The organism is Vibrio sp. SCSIO 43009, from assembly GCF_023716525.1.
GTDB classification, from domain to species: Bacteria; Pseudomonadota; Gammaproteobacteria; order Enterobacterales; family Vibrionaceae; genus Vibrio; species Vibrio alginolyticus.
Window position 1 is genome coordinate 1,428,825 of record NZ_CP071842.1, and the last position, 18,370, is coordinate 1,447,194.

Genomic DNA, 18,370 nt, shown 5'->3' on the forward strand with positions numbered 1-18,370 from the left:
ATTAGCGTGAGCTTGTCGGCTGAAGGTTAACTTAGATGTTTAACCTGCTTATATTGTGATATCAGGAACGTTGAATTATCGCTACTTTTCGTTCCATAAGCTTTTCTACGGCGGCGTTTTGCTTGTCAATATTGAGTTGTGGATCAAAGTCCAAAACGCGATTGCAAGATTCGAGACTGGCAAATTGATTTAAACATTCACCAAGCTCTCTTTTAGAGCTTGTTCGCGTCATACTGCTTTCTAATGAGGAGAGTAGGGTGACTTTACGGCCATGAAACGTTCCTTGCGGCACTGCATCACTTTGCTGCGCTTGTTGAACGTCATGAACCGATGAATTGGTGTATGTGGATTGGATGTCATTGGACATAAAGACACCTAAACTCTCAAGTCTAAAGTTTGTGGCATCGGTGGTGCCTCATCAATGGTTACATGAGAAGACAATAACGCTTCCCACGACTCGCTGTGCGTCAGCAATTCTGCTAAAGCTGTTTCAAAATATTCGTAATCCAGTCGCCTAATGTTAATGAGTCGGTTTAAACATAGGACATGTCGGTGGTTATCTAAACTAAAAAATAACTGGTGCTCAGGCCAGTGATAATTAAAGGCCAAGAAAGAGCGATAGAGATCGGAATTTACAATTTGAAGGCCAACAATCTCAGCTTCGAGCTGCAAAGTTGTCGATTCAGGATGAAAGATGATATGCACCCTTAGATTATCATCAAAGGCTAAGCTTACTTCATTTTCCGTTAGATGCAGTGCAGGCAAGCCTATTTGATGAGCAAACTTTAGCAAAATCTCATCGATAGTTTGGCGTGCTGACATAGGAATAGTCCCTTTTGAAATTTTATCAAGGAAAATATTAGATGTATCTCTTCATGTTTATCAATATTAGTCGGTTGTTATTATATTTTGGCTTTTAAATGTGTTGAGAGAAATAGAACGGCAAAATTAAATGTGTTCAGATGCATATCTTAAAGGTAATGAGATATATGAATATCATTTTTCTCTAATGAACTTCAATTAAGGAAAGAATGAAAGAGAGCAGAAACTGTTTTTGAAATTACAGTCCATGTTAACTACGTGTTGTTGAAAAATGCGATTTATTGTCCGCTTGTAGTATAAATATAAGTTGATCTTTTATATTTTTACATAAAGAATTGTGTGAATTTCAAATGAGCTAGATTATATAAAATACGTTTATGGGGTCATAATGAACAATTCTATATGGGCTGGTTTTATTGGGTTATTCATACTGAGTGGGTGCAGTCAGACTGTGTCCGTCAATGGGGTGGATGGCTTTGATACACAGAGTCAGGCATCAGTCTATGGTTGGGTTTCTGTCGACGGCTACTTTCCACCTTCGATTACTTCTCTTGAAGTGGAAATATGTAAAGTTGTTTATAATCAATGTCTTAAATCGGCATCTCAGAGCTACCAAGGCGTTCAGTTGCCTGTGCAGTATTCGTTTTTAATTGCACCAATTCAAGCTGGTGAAGGAAAAATGAAGATTATTGGAAAGCTTTATTCAAACGGTGAGCTCGTTGCGGAAAAAGAAAAGAACTATTTATTTTTGGAGGGAAATAAACAAGAAAACTTGATTCTTGTTCCAAAAATAAACAGATAAAATTTTAAGTACTACATTTTTATTAGAATTTTCTAATTTATAAAAATAAAGACCATATCTTTCCTTTTGTGAAAGATTTGTTGTCTTTTATAAACATTAATTACATGACTTTGAAGTCATCGGGTCAGTTGTTTTTTAGACTCATACTTGTTGCAAAAACAGTATTTTTTATGATTATATCTCGCTCCTTGAACACGTTGGCTTGGCGTTTTAGGCTATAAAACATACATTTTTATGATTTTGGAAATTTAATTTTGTTCTCGAAACGATGCCGAAGTCTATTTAATTGTATTCTAATGTATAACAAAACAACCAAACTTAAATAACGAAATCATATTTAAGTTTTGGCTAATGATAAACGCTATCTGATAAAAATAATAAAGACGGACAGCAGAAATTTACTAAGTCAAACTTTTACCTTTAGGTAAAGGTAATGCTTGGGTTATTCGCTAATTATTCGGGGGGTATGGTAAGTGATAGAACTTCTATGCTCTTTTCTTTGCTTCTTTAATTCATACAGCAGTACTTAGAAATAACAACAATCAAAGTAGTGCTTTGAAAGTTTCTCAACATTTGCACTGAGAAACTCAAAATAATGAAGGGTAGAAAATGGATGTGTCAGGCCAACTAAACTCAGAAAGGGTCGACTCGAGTTCACGAAAAATTCGTAGTTTTTCCTGCTATGAAAAATCTGACGAAGTATTTCACTCAGACCAGTCTCACATTGTTGTCGTTCACAATGGTCAGCTTCGAGTTCAAACAGGTGATTGCACAATCGATGTTGCTGCAGAAAATGGGGTATTTCTATCCCAAGGAGATTACTTGTTAGAGTACTCTCCGCTAGATGGGGCATACAAAGCGTCGATTATTGCCTACGACAATGAACTCGTTAGTCAGTTGCTGCAAAAACACAGTGATCTCTTGATGATGCTGCCTAAGGTAGACAAAGTTTGTTCTGGTTTGTTTACTTTTGGTTTGAACATACTCGTTGAACAAGTGCTTTCCAGCATGCAGACGCTTGAGCAACAAGCGTACCCTGATGCCATTATGTGCCTAAAATACGAAGAACTACTCATTCTCTTGCTACACAGCAAAGGAGGAGAATCACTGTATGCGTTGCTGTCACAACAAACAAACCGTACGTCGGAACGGTTACGTCGATTTATGGAACAGCATTACTTAAAAGAATGGAAGTTGACAGACTACGCGCAGGAGTTTGGTGCCAGCTTAACCACTTTTAAAGAGCTTTTTAATGAGCACTATGGCATTTCTCCAAGAGCTTGGATCAGTGAGCGTCGACTACTGCATGCTCATAAACTGCTGTTGACGAGCAAGATGAGCATTGTAGATGTGGCGATGGAGGCAGGGTTTTCCAGCCAGTCTTACTTTACGCAGAGTTACCGTCGTCGTTTTGGAACGACCCCAAGCCGCGTACGTTCGGGAGACGATCAAGTGGCTATCGCGAAATGAAATGACTTGGGACTAAAATTTTCTGACTAATTTTGAAAGTCACTCACCAGTGTAAATTCTATTATGTATCGTGTAACAACGAACGATTAAAAATTATTACATCTCTTTCTTTCTGGATTGTTCGAAAGGGGTGCGGAGACGAACATAAATGAAAAAGCAGCATTGGCGACGCCGTTCGCTTTTTCCAGACAGCATAGTGACACAGCGAAAAGTGACTGTTTTACAAAGAGGAGCTCGTTATGAAAGCGCCTCGAAACCTACGCAGGATCTCAATGTTGTGCACGTCAATCACCGACAATTGTTGAGTGAAGGCGTCATAAATTATGAGCAGTTATCTTTACTTCAACGCTTGTTGGATAGAAATGTCGTCGATAGCCTGTGCGCTAGCCAGTTAGTAAAAACGTATCAAAAACTTGGTGCTTCGATAGACCGGTTTGCCATGCGTTTATTTTTGGAAATTGGATCGCAGCTCAGTGATAGCAGCACAATCACAACGTTCGAACAAAGGCTGGACTACATCAACTCTCGTCTGGGCTTTCGCTTTAATTTGGCTGTCCCAAAAACGTTGATGCTTTGTTTCCATTTATCACTCAACGAGTGGATTAACCGACAAGTCGATCAAAGTGCTCTTCATGCTTCGATTAAAGTTGAACAACTTATCAATCAACTCGATATTCAGAAGGAATATTGGTCGAAGCTATCAGGGGAAGACACCAGTGCCGTCTTTGTTCAACAGCAACTCGATCTCATTAAGAGCCAGCAGCATCAACTTAAAAAGCAACTTGGGACGTTAAGCGAACAACAGTTGCAAGTGATTGAATGTCATCGTTCGTTAATTGAGAAGTGGCAACCGTCTTTAGACGAGCTGAAAGGGTTCGCGGAGTACACCTCTACAACCGAACAATTTATTTCTGAGTGGAAAAATTGGTGTTCGGAAGTGCGACTTGAGGCCCCCGAGCTGAACGAAGTTTGGGATGCATGCGATGTGGTTTACAACGACCAAAATGCGGTTGCGAAAGTATGGCAATGGTTCAAGAACATGCAAACTGTTGGTGATATCGATCACTACTATTTTGATACTCAAAGTGGTCAGTGCGGCCAGGCTTGCAATCACCTCAGCCAGATCTAAATAGGGCGTTAAATGTTAGATAAGATGATGAAATCTTTAGCGGAAGCGCTAAAGGTAGGGGATTTTATTGCCTCAGAAAATGGTTCTTACAACATCGAGGTTGACCAATTATCACTGACCATCAAGCAACATGCGTCATGGATTTTATGGGAAGCGACGTTACCCTTCCAGTTTAAAGAGCATCTAGATTATCAACAAGAACAAGCGTTACAACGTTGCATGCAGCTCTCATTAAAAACCATTCGTGAGGATGGCGGCGTACTGACAACCAATGATGATCAGCAATTGATTTTGCAAAGTAAAGTAAGGGTTGAGGACTGTTCCGTGGAACGGTTCTCTGCTTTGCTTTCTAAGCACGTCAATCTATGTGAGCGTTACATTGCATTATTGGAACAAGAACGCGTGAACCACACAATCAACCATACAGTGTGGTTACCATGATGCAAAAAATCTTTCCCAACATTAGACGTGCTGCAACAAAGGCATTGCTATGCGCAGTGAGTGTTGTTCCTTTGGGATATGCGCAAGCAACAGACTTACACTGGCCCGAACAACCGTTCCGCTACTATGCAGATAACGACTCATTAAAAGAGTTGTTGAATAACTTCGGTGCAAATTATCGTGTCTCGGTTTCTGTTAGTGACAAAGTCAACGATCGAGTGAATGGGCGTTTTACCCCTGAAGATCCGGCGGAATTCCTCGATTACTTATCGCAAGTGTACAACTTGATGTGGTATTTCGATGGTGCCGTCTTACATGTCTATAAGGCGACAGAAACTCGCTCACGTTTACTTCAATTGGAATTACTTACGGCTAGAGAGCTACGCAGTACGTTAATTTCCACCGGCGTTTGGGATTCTCGTTATGGTTGGAGAGCGGCTGAGAGCAAAGGGTTAGTCTATCTTGCTGGTCCTCCACGTTATGTCGACTTAGTGGTACAAACGGCGGAGGCATTGGAAACGCGCTTGCTGCAGAAATCGAATTCAACCGACGAATTATTTGTTGAGATAATTCCTTTGAAGTACGCTTCTGCAACGGATAGAGAAATTGCATATCGAGATCAGACAATTACGGTCCCGGGCATCGCATCGGTGTTAAAACGGGTCGTGTCTGGTGTTCAAACGCAAGTGGCGAGTGCGTCTAGCAAAGAAGTTACCAGTCCAGATAAGCCTGTAAAAAGTAATAAAACCGCCTCAGTTCATGGTGGCGCAACAGTTGAAGCAGAGCCGGGCCTTAATGCGATTATCGTTCGTGATACTCAAGCACGATTACCGCTCTATCGTAAACTGGTCGCGCAATTAGACCAGCCGCAATCAAGAATTGAGGTCGCGCTATCGATTGTCGATATCAGTGCCAACGATTTAAGTCAGTTAGGCGTGGATTGGCGAGCGGGAGTGTCTGTCGGAAACAACCGCATTGTCGATATCAAAACAACAGGTGATGTGAATTCGGGGGATGTGACGCTCGGCAGTGGACAGAACTTTAAGTCCTTGCTTGATTCAACCAACCTAAATTACTTGCTGGCTCAAATTCGTTTATTGGAATCCAAAGGCAGTGCTCAAGTGGTTTCAAGGCCAACATTGTTAACTCAGGAAAATGTCGAAGCGGTACTGAACAACAGCAGCACGTTTTACGTCAAACTGGTTGGTAAAGAAACCGCAGCGCTGGAAGAGGTCACATATGGCACGTTACTGAGAATTGTCCCACGTATCGTTGGTGATAGATTTGCTGCACGACCTGAAATTAACCTGAGCCTTCATCTCGAAGACGGTGCAAAGATCGCTGATGGTGGCGTCGATGATCTTCCTTCCGTTCGTAAAACTGAAATCAGCACCTTAGCGACGGTTAAACAAGGGCAAAGCTTACTTATCGGTGGTGTGTACCGAGATGAAGTGAGCCATCAGTTACGTAAAGTGCCATTGCTAGGAGACATCCCATATTTAGGCGCGCTGTTTAGAAGTAATACCAATACTAAGCGCCGCACAGTACGAATGTTTATTTTAGAACCTCGAATTGTTGTGGATGGTATTGGCGATAGTGTGTTGATTGGCAACGAATATGACTTGCGACCAAGTATAGGCAGGCTTAACAACATCTCCAACAATAGCGCTGAATTTAAATCGGTAGTGGAAGTATATAGCTGCACATCGAGGGTTCAGGCCGAGCGCTATCAACAAGACTTATTGTCACAGAAAAAGTCGTCTCAATTAACGCAGTGCCAATTACCAACAGGGCAAAAGGGTTGGCGGGTGAAAGTATTGGAATGTGATGACTCACAAAGTGAGTGTGTGCGCCCTTCAGAGGAGTCTTAACCGCGATGCAGCAATGGAAAATTCGTATTTTATCAGGCGTGCATACCGGAGTAGAAGTCACCTTACCTGAAGGTGTTCTCGTGCTTGGCAGTGACGACTTTATTGCTGATCTTGTACTGTCTGATGCTGGGGTCGAAGCGAACCATTTCACCCTCGTTTGCCAGCAAGACTCGGTCATTTTACGAGGCTGCGAAGAGGCAAATATTAACAGTGAAGACATCGCTGTTGCAGGTGATGGTATCGAGTTGTCACGCCATGCTGTTGTCTCGGTCGGCGTTGTGAAGTTCGCTCTGGGATACGCGGAAGATGCGTTAATTGTGAGTAACGTCAGCGACGAATCTAGCCAACAGAATACACCTGTGGTTGCTGTGCAACGCTCTAGCTGGAAAAAAACAACGCTCATCGCTTTGCTCTGTAGTTTTGTCCCGAGTGTCATTTTTGCCGGTATGTGGTACAGCCAAGCTAACGGAAACAACAATGAAATTGTTACAGAAGCAGAACCCATTGTTTTGGTACGTAACATCTTAGGCGAGCTCAAACTTAGCGACGTTCGTGTGGAATGGAATGCCGCCGCACGCCAAGCAGTCTTAGAGGGCTATGTTGAAGACCGAACACAGAAACTCGATCTGCTTGGTCGAATTGATGTATTGGGCATCAATTACAAAAGTGACTTAAGAACGATGGAAGAAATCCGTCGCGGGGTTCGATTTATTTTGCGCAACCTCGGCTATCACCAAGTGAAAGTCGAAAATGGCGATGAGACCGGCACACTGCTGCTGACAGGCTATATCGATGATGCCAGCCGCTGGAACCAAGTTGAACAAATTTTGGAGCGAGACGTGCCTGGTCTTGTTGCGTGGAAGGTTGAACTGCAGCGAGCGGGTGCCTACATGGATACGCTAAAAGCGTTATTGACGGATGCGGAGCTACTGAAAAAAGTCCAGTTGGTCACCAGCGGTGATCGCATCGAAGTTCGTGGTGAGCTTGATGATATCGAAACGACTCGATTTTACGGTGTGACCCGAGACTTCCGGGAACAATATGGTGAGAAACCGTACTTGGTTTTGAAATCCATACCTAAGGTGAGTAAAGGCACCAACATCGATTTCCCGTTTCGTAGCGTTAACTTTGGCCAGGTTCCATATGTGATTCTGACCGATAATGTTCGCTATATGGTCGGTGCAAGAACGCCTCAGGGCTACCGAATATCCAGTGTTACACCTGCTGGTATTGAGTTGGTTAAAGGCGGGCGGGTGATAACAATAGAACTCGGATATGAAGGCGAGACGAACAATGACAAATCTTGAACAAATTTTAAATAACGACACAAACGGTGCGGAAGTGCACAAGATTAAGAGCAAGCTCTTAGAAGCACAAGCGGTGGTGAAACGTCAGTTGGATTTAGGGTGCTCACCACAGCAGTACCAATTGCTACTCAAACAGTATGAAGCTTACACAGCCGCCCATGCGGTCGTTGAATCATACGAAGCTAACTAAAAAATACGAGGAAGTCTTATGTCATTTTACGATGCTAGTAACAGTGTAAACCTTGATGATGTTAAAGCTAAGTTAGAACAACAAGCGAAAGATGCCAACACAGAAGTGACGGCAGCCATCAAGAACCTAGAAACCAATGCCGATGATCCATCAAAGCTTGCCGAGCTTCAGCACGCGATCAACAAATGGTCTGTTGTTTACAATATCAATGCGACCACCACTCGTGCGATTAAAGATGTGATGCAGTCGATTCTCCAGAAGGTGTAAAGCATGGAACGAGAAACGCGCCAACTGCTGGCTGAAATCGCGCTGATGGCAACAGGTATGCATCGTCATCAAGAAGCCAACACGATTGCAGATGGCCTTGAAGCAAGCTCAGGTTCTGAAGAGACCGTTGCGATGATTCGTGCAATGAGCCTCATGAATAAAGGCTTGTATGAAGAGGCTCATCAATTACTCGAACCACTTTGTAACGCCTATCCAGATCTGATCAGCTTAGCGGCTCTTGCTTCTGCCAAAGCCGGTTTACTGAGCAAAGCGGAAAGCTGGGTAGAACTTGCGTCACAAGGAAGCGAAGAAAGCCAAGCATTTGCTGCGAGCTTTTCTCAGGACATTAGGAATCTTGGATGATCATTGATTCGAGTAACCTAGGTCTTCAACACCAATCTTTGCGTCAGTCGGAGTCGCGTCATTATGAGCGGAGCGATGAAGACAAGATGAAAACGCTCATGGAGCGAAGTGACAAGCAAGAGCAAGTTTCACATGTTTCTCCAAAAGAGACGCTAGAGAAAACAGAAGCGAAACTGGCGGAGATTAAAGCGTGGTACGAATCATTAAAAGACGCAGAGGTTGTCAGTAAACAAAGTGTCTTATCATCGTTAAATGAAGCGTTTTCCGACCCTCAAGTTAAACGAGAGGCAATGTGGTACGCCTTTCATGAGGCGAAGAGTGCAAAAGGCAACGAGCAGCCACAATCTGATTTGTTAAAGGTGTTGAAGCAGGAGTTACTAGGGAATTTTTCGGGACAGCTTATTGCCGAACCACCTGCTGATAAAACAGCACTAAAAGCAATGCTAGCGCAGCACTTTCCACTGGGTGCCCAGAAAGAACAAGCCTTATGGCATTGCTGGGCAGAGTTGAAGTCGTTACCTGATATGGCATCAACACTGGACATGGTTCGTGATGAACTTAGCTTCATGATCCAAAAAAATGCGATGGTGAAAAACATCATGACTCACAGTCACAAGTTAGATTTATCTTAGGAGTACATATGATAAACACGCAGTACACCGAGGTGATGCAAACCAACATTGATAAGTTACAGGATGCGCAAGTCGAAGACGGTTTAAGCGAACGTTTTGAGCAAGCCATGTCGGTTCCCGAGGCAAGTAATGGCCTGGAGGGCGGTTTGCTAGAAAACATCAGCGAGTTGAAAAACACTATCGATAACGCGAAAAGTAACCTGCAAGACAACATGAAGATGGTGGGTGATGATCCGGCGCAATTACTGCAAATGCAGTGGGCGCTGACACGCATTACTTTTCAAGAAGAGCTGATCGCGAAAACCGTGGGTAAAACCACACAAAACGTAGAAACCTTATTGAAGGCACAATAGTGATGATGAATAAAATGAGAGCAGTTTTCATCATGCTCACGTTGTTTCTGGTAGGTTGTCAGACCGAGTTATACACCAACGTTACTCAGAAAGAGGGTAATGAGATGTTGTCGATCTTACTATCCGAAGGTGTCGTTGCAACAAAAGAGCCTGACAAAGACAACACCGTCAAGTTAATGGTAGACAGTTCTCAAATCGCCTTCGCGGTAGATGCGCTAAAGCGAAAAGGTTATCCAAGAGAGCAGTTTTCTACACTGAAAGAGGTGTTTCCTAAAGACGATTTGATCTCGTCACCATTAGCAGAACGAGCACGTTTGGTGTACGCGAAATCTCAAGAGCTCTCGTCAACCTTATCTCAGATTGATGGCGTGCTGGTGGCACGTGTTCATGTTGTTTTGGAAGATCAAGATCTGCGTCCAGGAGAGCGTCCAACTCCAGCTTCTGCCTCCGTATTTATTAAACACGCGGCAGATATTGCGCTTGATTCATATGTTCCGCAGATCAAATTATTAGTGAACAACAGTATTGAGGGGCTGAACTACGATCGAATCAGCGTAGTGATGGTACCCTCATCAGAGGTTCGAGTTGCTACTCAAAACAATCAATTTAAAAGCATTTTGTCGGTTCAGGTCACCAAAGAGACGGCGAATAATCTTATCGCCATTTTGGTGTTCTTGGTAGCGGCACTCATCGGCTCGAATATCGCTACCTTTACATGGTGTCGTAGGAACACGAAGCGTGGTTAAACCAGAAACACCACTCGCGCAGGTACAACACCAGTTTAACTATGCGCCTTGCCAGTACATCCATAGAAGTTGGATAGAGCAAAAGCAGCCTTGGTTACTAAATATCGAAGGCTGGAGAGATAACCCCATGTTCAACCAGTGGTGTATCAATGAGTGGGCGCTATCTCCCGTTCCTGAGACGGCTTTTGACAGACCTTGTCATAGTTTGGCATTGCTCCCGACAGACGCGTTGAATCAACTCGTATTGATGGTGGGTGGAGCTTTGCATTGCGTTGCGATGCGAAGCGTTGTCTTAAAACATCCTAAACAGGTTCTGAACAACGTATTTGGTTTGGAAGGCGCTCGGTTCTTAATTCAAAACGGGCCGATGCTGTTATCCAGCTGGCCGCAAGGCTGGCAGCGTTCGTTACCAGAACTATTGGATGAAAGGTCTGTTGAAGCAAGCATGAGGGCGCTAGGATATTTTTGGATGAGGTTTATTTTGATTAACTCACCAGAAGATGTTGTTCTTCGTTGGCAATTCAAATTAGAAAAGCAACTTAGCGAAAACGCGGAAACAGCTAACTGGTTGGAAGCGGATCAACGAGATCTGGCGTATCGACTCACAAAAAAAATCGCAAAACAGGTTATTCCTCAATGGTTTCATTTGTTGAAATAAAAACAGACAATTTGCAGCTGGCACCTGGCTTAAAGGTGCTGAAAGCGAAAGATTATGCCAGTTATCTGGATTCGCAACACTTAGTTGAAGCCGCGAACTCCAAAGCTGAGAGCATCATTGCTAATGCCCAACAAGCCTACGAAACCGAAAAACAACGTGGTTATCAAGATGGCCTTGCACAAGCCAAGATTGAAAATGCGCAAACGATGGTTGAAACCTTAGCACGTTGTAATGACTACTATCAGCAAGTCGAAGAAAAAATGACAGGTGTGGTGTTAGAAGCAGTACGTAAGATCATCGATACCTTCGATGATGTCGATACCACGGTGAGTGTAGTTCGAGAAGCGTTGCAACTGGTGAGCAACCAAAAGCAGGTCATTTTACATGTCCACCCAGAGCAGGTTGTTGAGGTGAGAGAAAAGGTGGCTGGTGTATTAAGTGATTTCCCTGAAGTCGGTTACGTTGACGTGGTAGCAGATGCGCGCTTGAAAAATGGAGGCTGCATTTTGGAAACAGAAGTTGGGATCATCGACGCCAGTATTGATGGACAGCTGCATGCATTAAAGCAAGCCATGGTGAAGCAGCTCAGCGAGCGTAAAATTACGATTCATGAATAAACCTTAAAAACTCAGCACTTGCTGAGTTTTTTCATTTTAATGCCTTTAAACAAAAAAAATCCGACCATTTCTAAAATATTCACTGCCATAAATCCTTAAGAATACACCTAAGAAAGCTGCTTAGTTGATAAGTGTTGCAACCAAGCAGCGCCTCTAAAACAACAAAAATAGGATTATTTAGTCGAATGGCTAATGGATTTATAACTTCTTTACTGACAGATTTTGCCAGCCGCTGCCAATTGGAGCCGTTGGTTTTTGATGAGGATGATTGTTGCCATCTACTCGTTGAGCAAAACACAGCAATCACAATTCGTGCACAAGAAGATCGTGTGACGCTTATCGGGCTGATTTCAGGTGATGAACCGAGTGCTGATATTTTGCATCAACATATGAAAGGTGCCTTAACGCAAGGCTCTCCAGCGGTATGCTGGGAGGAAGAGACCGGATATATCGGTTTCATACACCTGCCTCAGCAACTGCTAACTGCATCTTTTTTCGATGAGTCATTTGCGAATTTCATCGAGTGGTTAAAAAGTGCGAATACACAAGAAGTAACCAATAAAACAACCGAAGTACCGGAAACGAATACCACTCATTTTTCCACATTAAGGGTTTAAAACATGATCAGTTTTGGAAGTGTTAGCGCGTTGCAGGCCGCCATGCCGCAAGCTCGTAACGAGATACTTAACGAAGGTAAGCTGAGTATTGGTGGCAAAGAATACCAAATCAACGCAGCGACCCAAGAATTTACTCGCGCCAATCCTACGAATGGTGCAGTAGCGCGATTTTTTGAAGCGACAGGAAAACTGTTTCGCGAAGGTAGCCCACAATCGGTAGCGAAAGCCCTTACAAAAGCCGTATTTGATAATGAGCAAGGACAAGCTCAGCGTTTACAAGCTGCTTCTTCTGTTGAGCATGGACAAATGTTCTTCAAAGATGGAAGCATAAAAACCGCATCAGATGTCTTAAATGCCTTTGCGAAGTTAGACAGTAAATCAGTTCAGTCGAACTCTGCTGAGCTAAACCAGTTAGCAGAGCGAGCGATGACAGAGGCAATGTTAGAAACCGATTCTGGTAAAAACCTCACATCACTGATTGGCGAAAGTGCAGCGAAGTCGCTTGCTGGACGTGTAGTAAAAGACTACGGCGGTGGTGTATCTGCAGCGCAGGAAAACCCGGCAGGTAGCATTAATCAAATGCAAGCGGTGTTTGATATGGAGGTGATGCATCTTAAATCGGCGCAACGTCATATCGAAGGTCTAGCAAGCACCGATCTAAGCCAAGGTGTATACGCTGAAGGACTGGCAGAGGACGCGTTTAACAAAAGTGGCGTAACCAATAATGTTGAAAGAGCTGCGGCGTGGATCATTAATGCTTCTAACTCTAAAGGAAACGATGCCGAAAATATTACGTCTTTACTGAAAGAATACGCGTCTAATGGTAAAGATTTATTGAATATGGAAAACCTAAAAGAGCTACACGCTCGATTGGTGCCTAATGTTGAGCGTGATTACCGAGGGCCAAATATTTCGGGTGGTACTTTGCCTTCAAGTATTGGCGGTGAGGGCATGTTAAAGCAGCACATTGAAGGCTTTTTGAAAGAGAACCCTGTAGAAGATAAAGACTTAGGTAAACATTTGTTCGCCGGAGTTATCGGGTACCATGGCTTTACCGATGGAAATGGTCGCATGGGGCGTATGCTATACGCGATAGCAGAACTTCGTAACGACTCGTTCAATCCTTTAGCTATGGATGCAGAAAATAGCCTTCACGGTATTAAGTGATTTTTTACTTCTATTTAATTTTTGGAGCGGCGATTGCCGCTCTTTTATTTTCCAGCTTAATCTTAATTTTTCTTCTCAATAAAACGGCTAATAGCAATAAAAATGAGACGTTGAAATAAAGTGTTGGTTTCTATCTCGCCATAAAATCTCTTTTATCCTTATTCGCTTATTTAAATGAGCCGTTATACCCAAGTGGCTTCGCTGCAATAAATATATCGATGTCACTTAGTTATAATAAATTAGACAGGACACAACATGGATACAGGAAAGATTAATATGCTTCTCTCTGAGCTAGGAGAAGTGCTGAACCTTGAGCGCGTGACAGCGTATGACGATCAAATGTGGTCACTGCATTTTGCTGAAAACAACAGTGTCGATGTTCTGCTCGTAGAGGAAAAAGGCGAGTTATTGATTTCCAAAAACCTGCTTATAGAACAAGATGATATTACGCTAGATAAACTTCAAGTTTTACTTGAATACAACTTTTTGTATCGAGAAACAGGTGGTGTGCAGTTTTGTGTGAATCCAACACGCAAAGACGTTGTTCTTCAAGTTGCTATCGCGACTGGAAGTGAACTCACCAACATTGCTAACTTAATCATTCAGTTGAACGAATTAGTTGATACTTGGGGACAGTTATTTCAAAACAACACGGTTGTAGATTTTAGCCAAACAGACGTACACGCATTTATTCAAGTTTAAGGCATCACACATGGTCAATATTAATACATCGCAAATGCACTCGTTGAGTCAGTTAACGTCACATTTGGCGACACAAAATCAAGCTGACGACAAAGAGGTTCGAGCACACAACGGCAAAGATATTTTTGTTAAAGAGGGCGCACCAAAAAATAAAAGTATCAGCGCGCGTATTAGCCACCAGAATAAAGCGAAAGATATTGTAGTGAACCTGCTTACTAAGCAGGGTATTCCTAAAGATGTTGCGAAGCTCATGCTGAAAAATGTGTTGAATGGTGAAAACAAGTTAACGCTTGGGAGCCTGAAAAATCTTGAGAGATTGTCGTCTGGCCCTAGCTCAAATTGGCCCACTGCACAAACGGCAGCCTCTTCTTCCAAAACCAATAAAGCCTCATCGAGTGTCGCGCTTATCAACGAACATAAAGCCAACCTTCAAAAGCTTGGTGATTTTGCCTGTACGGACTTAAATACGTTCGGTGTTAAGGGGTCACAGTTTTATGAAACAAAAGGAAAGCCACGACTAAAAGAGCTTCACGCGGATCAAGCGCGAATCATGCAAGATCACAGAGCGACGATGTCCGCAAACGGAGTTCAAGCTGCAGCACAAAGAGGAACCGCACCGCAATTAAGCACTCTACAGAACATTGCTAAGGCAGTACAAACCGCGAAAGCCGGCTGCTGTACTACATTTGCCTTTGCTGCCGCCGCTGAGATGATTCAAGGCATGTCAGGAACACCTGAAAGTGAACCCAAAGTAGAAGTGGTTGCGTTTAAAAAGGGTCATTCAGGTACACACCTTTATGTACTGGTTGGTCGACAAGAGGGGAGCGACATAAAAGATCCATCAACGTGGAGTAAGGATGTGAAAATTGTTGACCCGTGGGCGACATCTGCATTCGGTGCACCAATGTTTGGAGATGCACAACGACCACCTGTTTCGAATATGTTCCCGCCAACAGAAGTCATTTTTGATAGCCATAAACTGGGTTAGTCAATCTGCAAAAGAAGTGAGCAAATACACCATGCTAAGCATCTAACCTTTATTGAAAGAGCAGCCCTGAGCTGCTCTTTTTTATTACTCTGGAAACTCGTTTTTAGAGCGAGATTTCTGCGGAAAACCTCACAATGCAGGCGAAAAAGTGACAAAAATAAAGCCATTACCGACATCGTTCAATCTGCAATCGTTGTTCAATAGAGTTATTGAAACAAAAGGAAAAAGTTATGAACACGATTCAACAACTGCTCTTGGAGTTTTGCCAACTCAATGAGTTGCCCGAACTGAATTTTGAAGAAAATGAACGTTGTCAGCTACTGGTCGATGATCGCTACATGTTGTATTTCATCGCGACAGATACGGATGATTTGATGTTGTCTGTAACGTTCGGAGGGTTAGAAAAATCCGGTGAACAACGACTAAAAGGTTTAGAGCTTCTTGCTCATGCTAACTATCAAGGAATAGGTAGTGGCAGCCTCGCACTTGCTTTGGCTCCAAACGGTCGACAGCTTGTCTTAGCAGGACGTAAACCCGTTGAGCATCTAAATACGACGAACCTTACCGCTTGGTTTCACGAAGTTATTGAACAGGCCGAGCTGTGGCAAGCGCGTTTCGCAATGTTGGATCAAGCGATTCCAACCACCTCTAATCATGAACAAGCTCATGTTCAATCACTTCGTGTGTAGGAGAGAAAAATGGTTAATACAACACAAAAAATCAGCCAAAGCCCAGTACCTGATCTAGAGCAGTTTCGTGCAGTTGCTGCGCAAAAAGATGACCGAGTGATCAGTAAAAGAGGTGAAGTAAAAGAACCTTCCACATTCCACAAAGGTCATAAGTTTGCTTCTATTCACGAAGGCGTATTGAGAAGCAAATACACTAAGTTTTTCCAAGAAAACATAAAAACTCACCTTGATTTAAAGCAGGCGCTACTTAAGCAAGAAAAACCTGAGGTTGCGCTGTTGGCATACTCCCTAGTGAGTCCTTCAGGCTATCGCGGTGAGCCACTTACTGAGCGTAAAATCTTAGAAGTTGTCAGCCTATTGGATGAAATAAAAGTGAGCAGCGATGCGTACCAGCAGCTTAAAAATACGTTTGATGCGATCAGCAAAGATCCGCGTATGCAGGTGAGTTTAGAAGCCCAGTATCCAGGAAAAATGGATGGCTTCGCTGCTGAACTGTTACAGATGGGCAAAGAAAAGCTAAAAGGTTCTGGTGTGAACGCCGTTATTAACTTGGCATTACCTGGTGTTGGCTTATTGATTTCTACAGGTCGAGAGCTGCACAAAGCGGCCGTAAATGGTGATGCTGAGGCTTACCATCATCAGTTAGAACAAATTTCACAGCTGCCAGGGCGAGATCAACGTCTTTCTATGCCGATGCAGCAAACCTTGGCTCAAGGTCATGCGATACTGTCGGCTGAAGGTGGCATTGGAGCTACGTTAGGTATGGCGACGGGGAGCCTGGGCACGTTCGGTGTTAGCTCTGTAGCAACGGTGGGCGTCACACCGATAGCAAAAGAGGCAATCGGTTCTGCGGCAACGACTGCTATCATGAGCGGCGGTGGCTTTGTGGCGAACCAAGCTGGGGCATACGGGTTAAATACGGAAGTAAAAGAGCAACTTATGCAAGGCGAAATGTCTGGTGTTTTACCTAGACTTGAAGTTTCCAATGCAAAAGGAGACTTTACCTTCAGTATGCAAGATCCGGCTTCTGTCCGCGCATTAATGGCGTACCTTGGCCCTAAGGAGGATACTGCAATGACTTCTCCTCAAGCGCCTAAAGAGGCACAAGAGATGGAAGCCGCTCGATTAACACTGAAAAAGATGTTGGGTTCAGAGCCAAGTGAGCACTTGGTTCCTGACGTAGATTCTATCTTGAAGCTAAGCCCAGAGGATGCACCAAGTAAAACCGAGTCTATTGCTAACGGGGCGTTTAAAAAACTGTTAGGAGAAGATTGGGATTGGCTCATGCCAGCTGTTCGAGCGATTGATAAAGGGGAAGCAAGTAAAATAAACGAAAAGCTAACCTACAAGCTCCCCCTAGATGCAGCAAACGGACGAGTTTATCTTGATAAATGCCCAAACCTGAGTGACGTCCAATTAGATGCGCTAGAAAAACTAGGCTCACCAAGTCAATTGCGATTGATGTACTTGGCAGAAGGCTGGGTGTAATTTCAAATGGTAAAGTAGGGAGTAGGTGCTGCTCCTTACTTTATCTACCGTCAGCGTTCCTTTTTGGGGCTGGCTAATATCGGTTTAATTTAACTTTTCGACTGAAGAAACAAACACACAAGTGTCAACGTTATACCAACCCAACCAATGAAAGAAATTTCTTCCCCAACAATCGCAACTGCTAGTGCTGCTGCGATAACAGGTTCAAATAGCGTGAGTATGCTAGCTCCACTGGCTGTAACAAACCGTAGCCCAAACCCAAAAGCGACGTAACCTAACCCCATTGGAATCAAGGCCATGTAGAGCATGACCGCCGTATTAGTTGACGATGCAAATAGATTATCACCCGTGATGAAAAGTGTTGGTAGAAGCAAAACTCCACCAATACCAAAAACACTTCCCATGGCCGTTTGCGATTCAATGCCGTGGTCAATCATAGCCTTTACTCCCCATGAGTAAATGGCGTACGTCAAACCTGCCAATAGGCCAAGTAATACACCCCAATGCTTCATATCCTGATCAAATAAGCTATTTGCGGATGACTCAGAAGCCAGCAACAAGGTAATGCCAATGACCCCGATTGCGAAACTCATCATCCAGCGCTTGGTTATGGTCTGATTTCGGCTAAAGAGACACTCTAACAAAGCAGAAAAGAAAGGAGCAGTGGAGATAGAAATAACCGTACCAATAGCCACACCAGCGAATCGCATTGATGAATAAAAAGCCAGTGGGTAGGTGGCTAAGGCGATAATACTAATCAGTAACGTTTTCTTCTTATGTACGACTTTTCGAAAATCTCTCTTCAGTGACTTCGCAGATAGACATGCTTGCATAAACCCACCAATACCCATAGAAAATGCGCCAATGGCGAGAGCACTGACATCCGGTGCCAAGCTGGCAGCGGTGCCCGTCGTTCCCCACAGGGTTGAAGCAAAAAGTATGGATAAAGTTCCTAATTGATAGTCGGTGAAATGTTTTTTTAACACTGTAATTTCTACCTAGTGAATGGCTGTTTTAGGGTAGAAAGAATAAAAGAAAGCGATAGAGATTT

General features: G+C 43.4%; 23 protein-coding genes. 20 read left to right on the plus strand and 3 right to left on the minus strand.

The window, feature by feature from the left end:
- Positions 1-61: 61 nt before the first annotated feature.
- Positions 62-367, minus strand: coding sequence for a T3SS regulon translocated regulator ExsE2 (gene exsE2, locus J4N43_RS06950; RefSeq protein WP_158159681.1), 306 nt, complete (start codon positions 365-367; stop codon positions 62-64).
- An 8-nt stretch (positions 368-375) separates the two neighbouring features.
- Complete coding sequence (exsC, locus tag J4N43_RS06955) at positions 376-822, minus strand: type III secretion system regulatory chaperone ExsC (protein ID WP_005377174.1); 447 nt, start codon at positions 820-822, stop codon at positions 376-378.
- A 388-nt stretch (positions 823-1,210) separates the two neighbouring features.
- On the opposite strand from exsC, the gene J4N43_RS06960 reads away from it, so the two are divergent.
- The 20 genes from J4N43_RS06960 (at position 1,211) to J4N43_RS07055 (ending at position 17,319) form a co-directional block, all read left to right on the plus strand.
- Entirely contained in the window at positions 1,211-1,624 is a 414-nt protein-coding gene (locus J4N43_RS06960; RefSeq protein ID WP_158159680.1) for a YscW family type III secretion system pilotin, read from the plus strand.
- Between the two features lie 609 nt (positions 1,625-2,233).
- The gene (locus J4N43_RS06965) at positions 2,234-3,094 is read left to right on the plus strand and encodes an AraC family transcriptional regulator (protein ID WP_005377191.1); all 861 of its coding nucleotides are present in this window, start codon (positions 2,234-2,236) and stop codon (positions 3,092-3,094) included.
- Between the two features lie 148 nt (positions 3,095-3,242).
- Entirely contained in the window at positions 3,243-4,223 is a 981-nt protein-coding gene (locus J4N43_RS06970; RefSeq protein WP_025768113.1) for a T3SS regulon anti-activator ExsD domain-containing protein, read from the plus strand.
- A 12-nt stretch (positions 4,224-4,235) separates the two neighbouring features.
- Positions 4,236-4,664 (plus strand): YscB family type III secretion system chaperone, encoded by a 429-nt coding sequence (locus J4N43_RS06975; protein WP_005377195.1) that lies wholly within the window; start codon positions 4,236-4,238, stop codon positions 4,662-4,664.
- The gene (sctC, locus tag J4N43_RS06980) at positions 4,661-6,535 is read left to right on the plus strand and encodes a type III secretion system outer membrane ring subunit SctC (RefSeq protein ID WP_306309021.1); all 1,875 of its coding nucleotides are present in this window, start codon (positions 4,661-4,663) and stop codon (positions 6,533-6,535) included. Before J4N43_RS06975 ends, sctC begins: the two co-directional genes overlap by 4 nt.
- Positions 6,536-6,540: 5 nt before the next feature.
- Positions 6,541-7,842, plus strand: coding sequence for a type III secretion system inner membrane ring subunit SctD (gene sctD, locus J4N43_RS06985; RefSeq protein ID WP_065646413.1), 1,302 nt, complete (start codon positions 6,541-6,543; stop codon positions 7,840-7,842).
- Positions 7,829-8,032 (plus strand): EscE/YscE/SsaE family type III secretion system needle protein co-chaperone, encoded by a 204-nt coding sequence (locus J4N43_RS06990; protein ID WP_005377198.1) that lies wholly within the window; start codon positions 7,829-7,831, stop codon positions 8,030-8,032. Before sctD ends, J4N43_RS06990 begins: the two co-directional genes overlap by 14 nt.
- 18 nt (positions 8,033-8,050) lie before the next feature.
- Positions 8,051-8,299: a type III secretion system needle filament subunit SctF gene (sctF, locus tag J4N43_RS06995; protein ID WP_005377199.1), complete on the plus strand. Its 249-nt coding sequence runs from the start codon at positions 8,051-8,053 to the stop codon at positions 8,297-8,299.
- Positions 8,300-8,302: 3 nt separating this feature from the next.
- Positions 8,303-8,662, plus strand: coding sequence for a YscG family type III secretion system chaperone (locus tag J4N43_RS07000; protein WP_005377200.1), 360 nt, complete (start codon positions 8,303-8,305; stop codon positions 8,660-8,662).
- Positions 8,659-9,294, plus strand: coding sequence for a YopR family T3SS polymerization control protein (locus J4N43_RS07005; protein ID WP_158159678.1), 636 nt, complete (start codon positions 8,659-8,661; stop codon positions 9,292-9,294). The genes J4N43_RS07000 and J4N43_RS07005 overlap by 4 nt, the downstream gene beginning before the upstream one ends.
- Before the next feature lie 8 nt (positions 9,295-9,302).
- Positions 9,303-9,647 carry a type III secretion system inner rod subunit SctI gene (sctI, locus tag J4N43_RS07010; protein ID WP_005387149.1) on the plus strand — a complete coding sequence of 115 codons (345 nt, stop codon included), beginning with the start codon at positions 9,303-9,305 and terminating at the stop codon, positions 9,645-9,647.
- Complete coding sequence (gene sctJ / locus J4N43_RS07015; RefSeq protein ID WP_086012989.1) at positions 9,647-10,393, plus strand: type III secretion system inner membrane ring lipoprotein SctJ; 747 nt, start codon at positions 9,647-9,649, stop codon at positions 10,391-10,393. Before sctI ends, sctJ begins: the two co-directional genes overlap by 1 nt.
- The gene (gene vscK / locus J4N43_RS07020; protein WP_158159677.1) at positions 10,386-11,051 is read left to right on the plus strand and encodes a SctK family type III secretion system sorting platform protein VscK; all 666 of its coding nucleotides are present in this window, start codon (positions 10,386-10,388) and stop codon (positions 11,049-11,051) included. The genes sctJ and vscK overlap by 8 nt, the downstream gene beginning before the upstream one ends.
- Positions 11,030-11,668: an HrpE/YscL family type III secretion apparatus protein gene (locus J4N43_RS07025; RefSeq protein WP_005387146.1), complete on the plus strand. Its 639-nt coding sequence runs from the start codon at positions 11,030-11,032 to the stop codon at positions 11,666-11,668. The genes vscK and J4N43_RS07025 overlap by 22 nt, the downstream gene beginning before the upstream one ends.
- A 131-nt stretch (positions 11,669-11,799) precedes the next feature.
- Positions 11,800-12,285 carry a type III secretion system chaperone gene (locus J4N43_RS07030; RefSeq protein ID WP_242013647.1) on the plus strand — a complete coding sequence of 162 codons (486 nt, stop codon included), beginning with the start codon at positions 11,800-11,802 and terminating at the stop codon, positions 12,283-12,285.
- A gap of 3 nt (positions 12,286-12,288) precedes the next feature.
- A complete protein-coding gene (locus J4N43_RS07035; protein ID WP_158159676.1) occupies positions 12,289-13,452 on the plus strand; it encodes a VopS family T3SS effector adenosine monophosphate-protein transferase in 1,164 nt (387 codons plus the stop codon).
- A 255-nt stretch (positions 13,453-13,707) separates the two neighbouring features.
- Positions 13,708-14,154, plus strand: a complete 447-nt coding sequence (locus J4N43_RS07040) for a type III secretion system chaperone (protein ID WP_025768119.1) — start codon at positions 13,708-13,710, stop codon at positions 14,152-14,154.
- A 10-nt stretch (positions 14,155-14,164) separates the two neighbouring features.
- Positions 14,165-15,142 carry a type III secretion system effector VopR gene (vopR, locus tag J4N43_RS07045; protein WP_017821338.1) on the plus strand — a complete coding sequence of 326 codons (978 nt, stop codon included), beginning with the start codon at positions 14,165-14,167 and terminating at the stop codon, positions 15,140-15,142.
- Positions 15,143-15,372: 230 nt separating this feature from the next.
- The gene (locus tag J4N43_RS07050; RefSeq protein ID WP_005387141.1) at positions 15,373-15,831 is read left to right on the plus strand and encodes a CesT family type III secretion system chaperone; all 459 of its coding nucleotides are present in this window, start codon (positions 15,373-15,375) and stop codon (positions 15,829-15,831) included.
- Positions 15,832-15,840: 9 nt separating this feature from the next.
- On the plus strand, positions 15,841-17,319 hold the full coding sequence (locus J4N43_RS07055; RefSeq protein ID WP_151514830.1) for a CesT family type III secretion system chaperone: 1,479 nt from the start codon (positions 15,841-15,843) through the stop codon (positions 17,317-17,319).
- An 89-nt stretch (positions 17,320-17,408) separates the two neighbouring features.
- Here J4N43_RS07055 and J4N43_RS07060 read toward each other — a convergent pair whose 3' ends face one another.
- Complete coding sequence (locus tag J4N43_RS07060; RefSeq protein ID WP_373417447.1) at positions 17,409-18,311, minus strand: DMT family transporter; 903 nt, start codon at positions 18,309-18,311, stop codon at positions 17,409-17,411.
- Between the last annotated feature and the right edge of the window lie 59 nt (positions 18,312-18,370).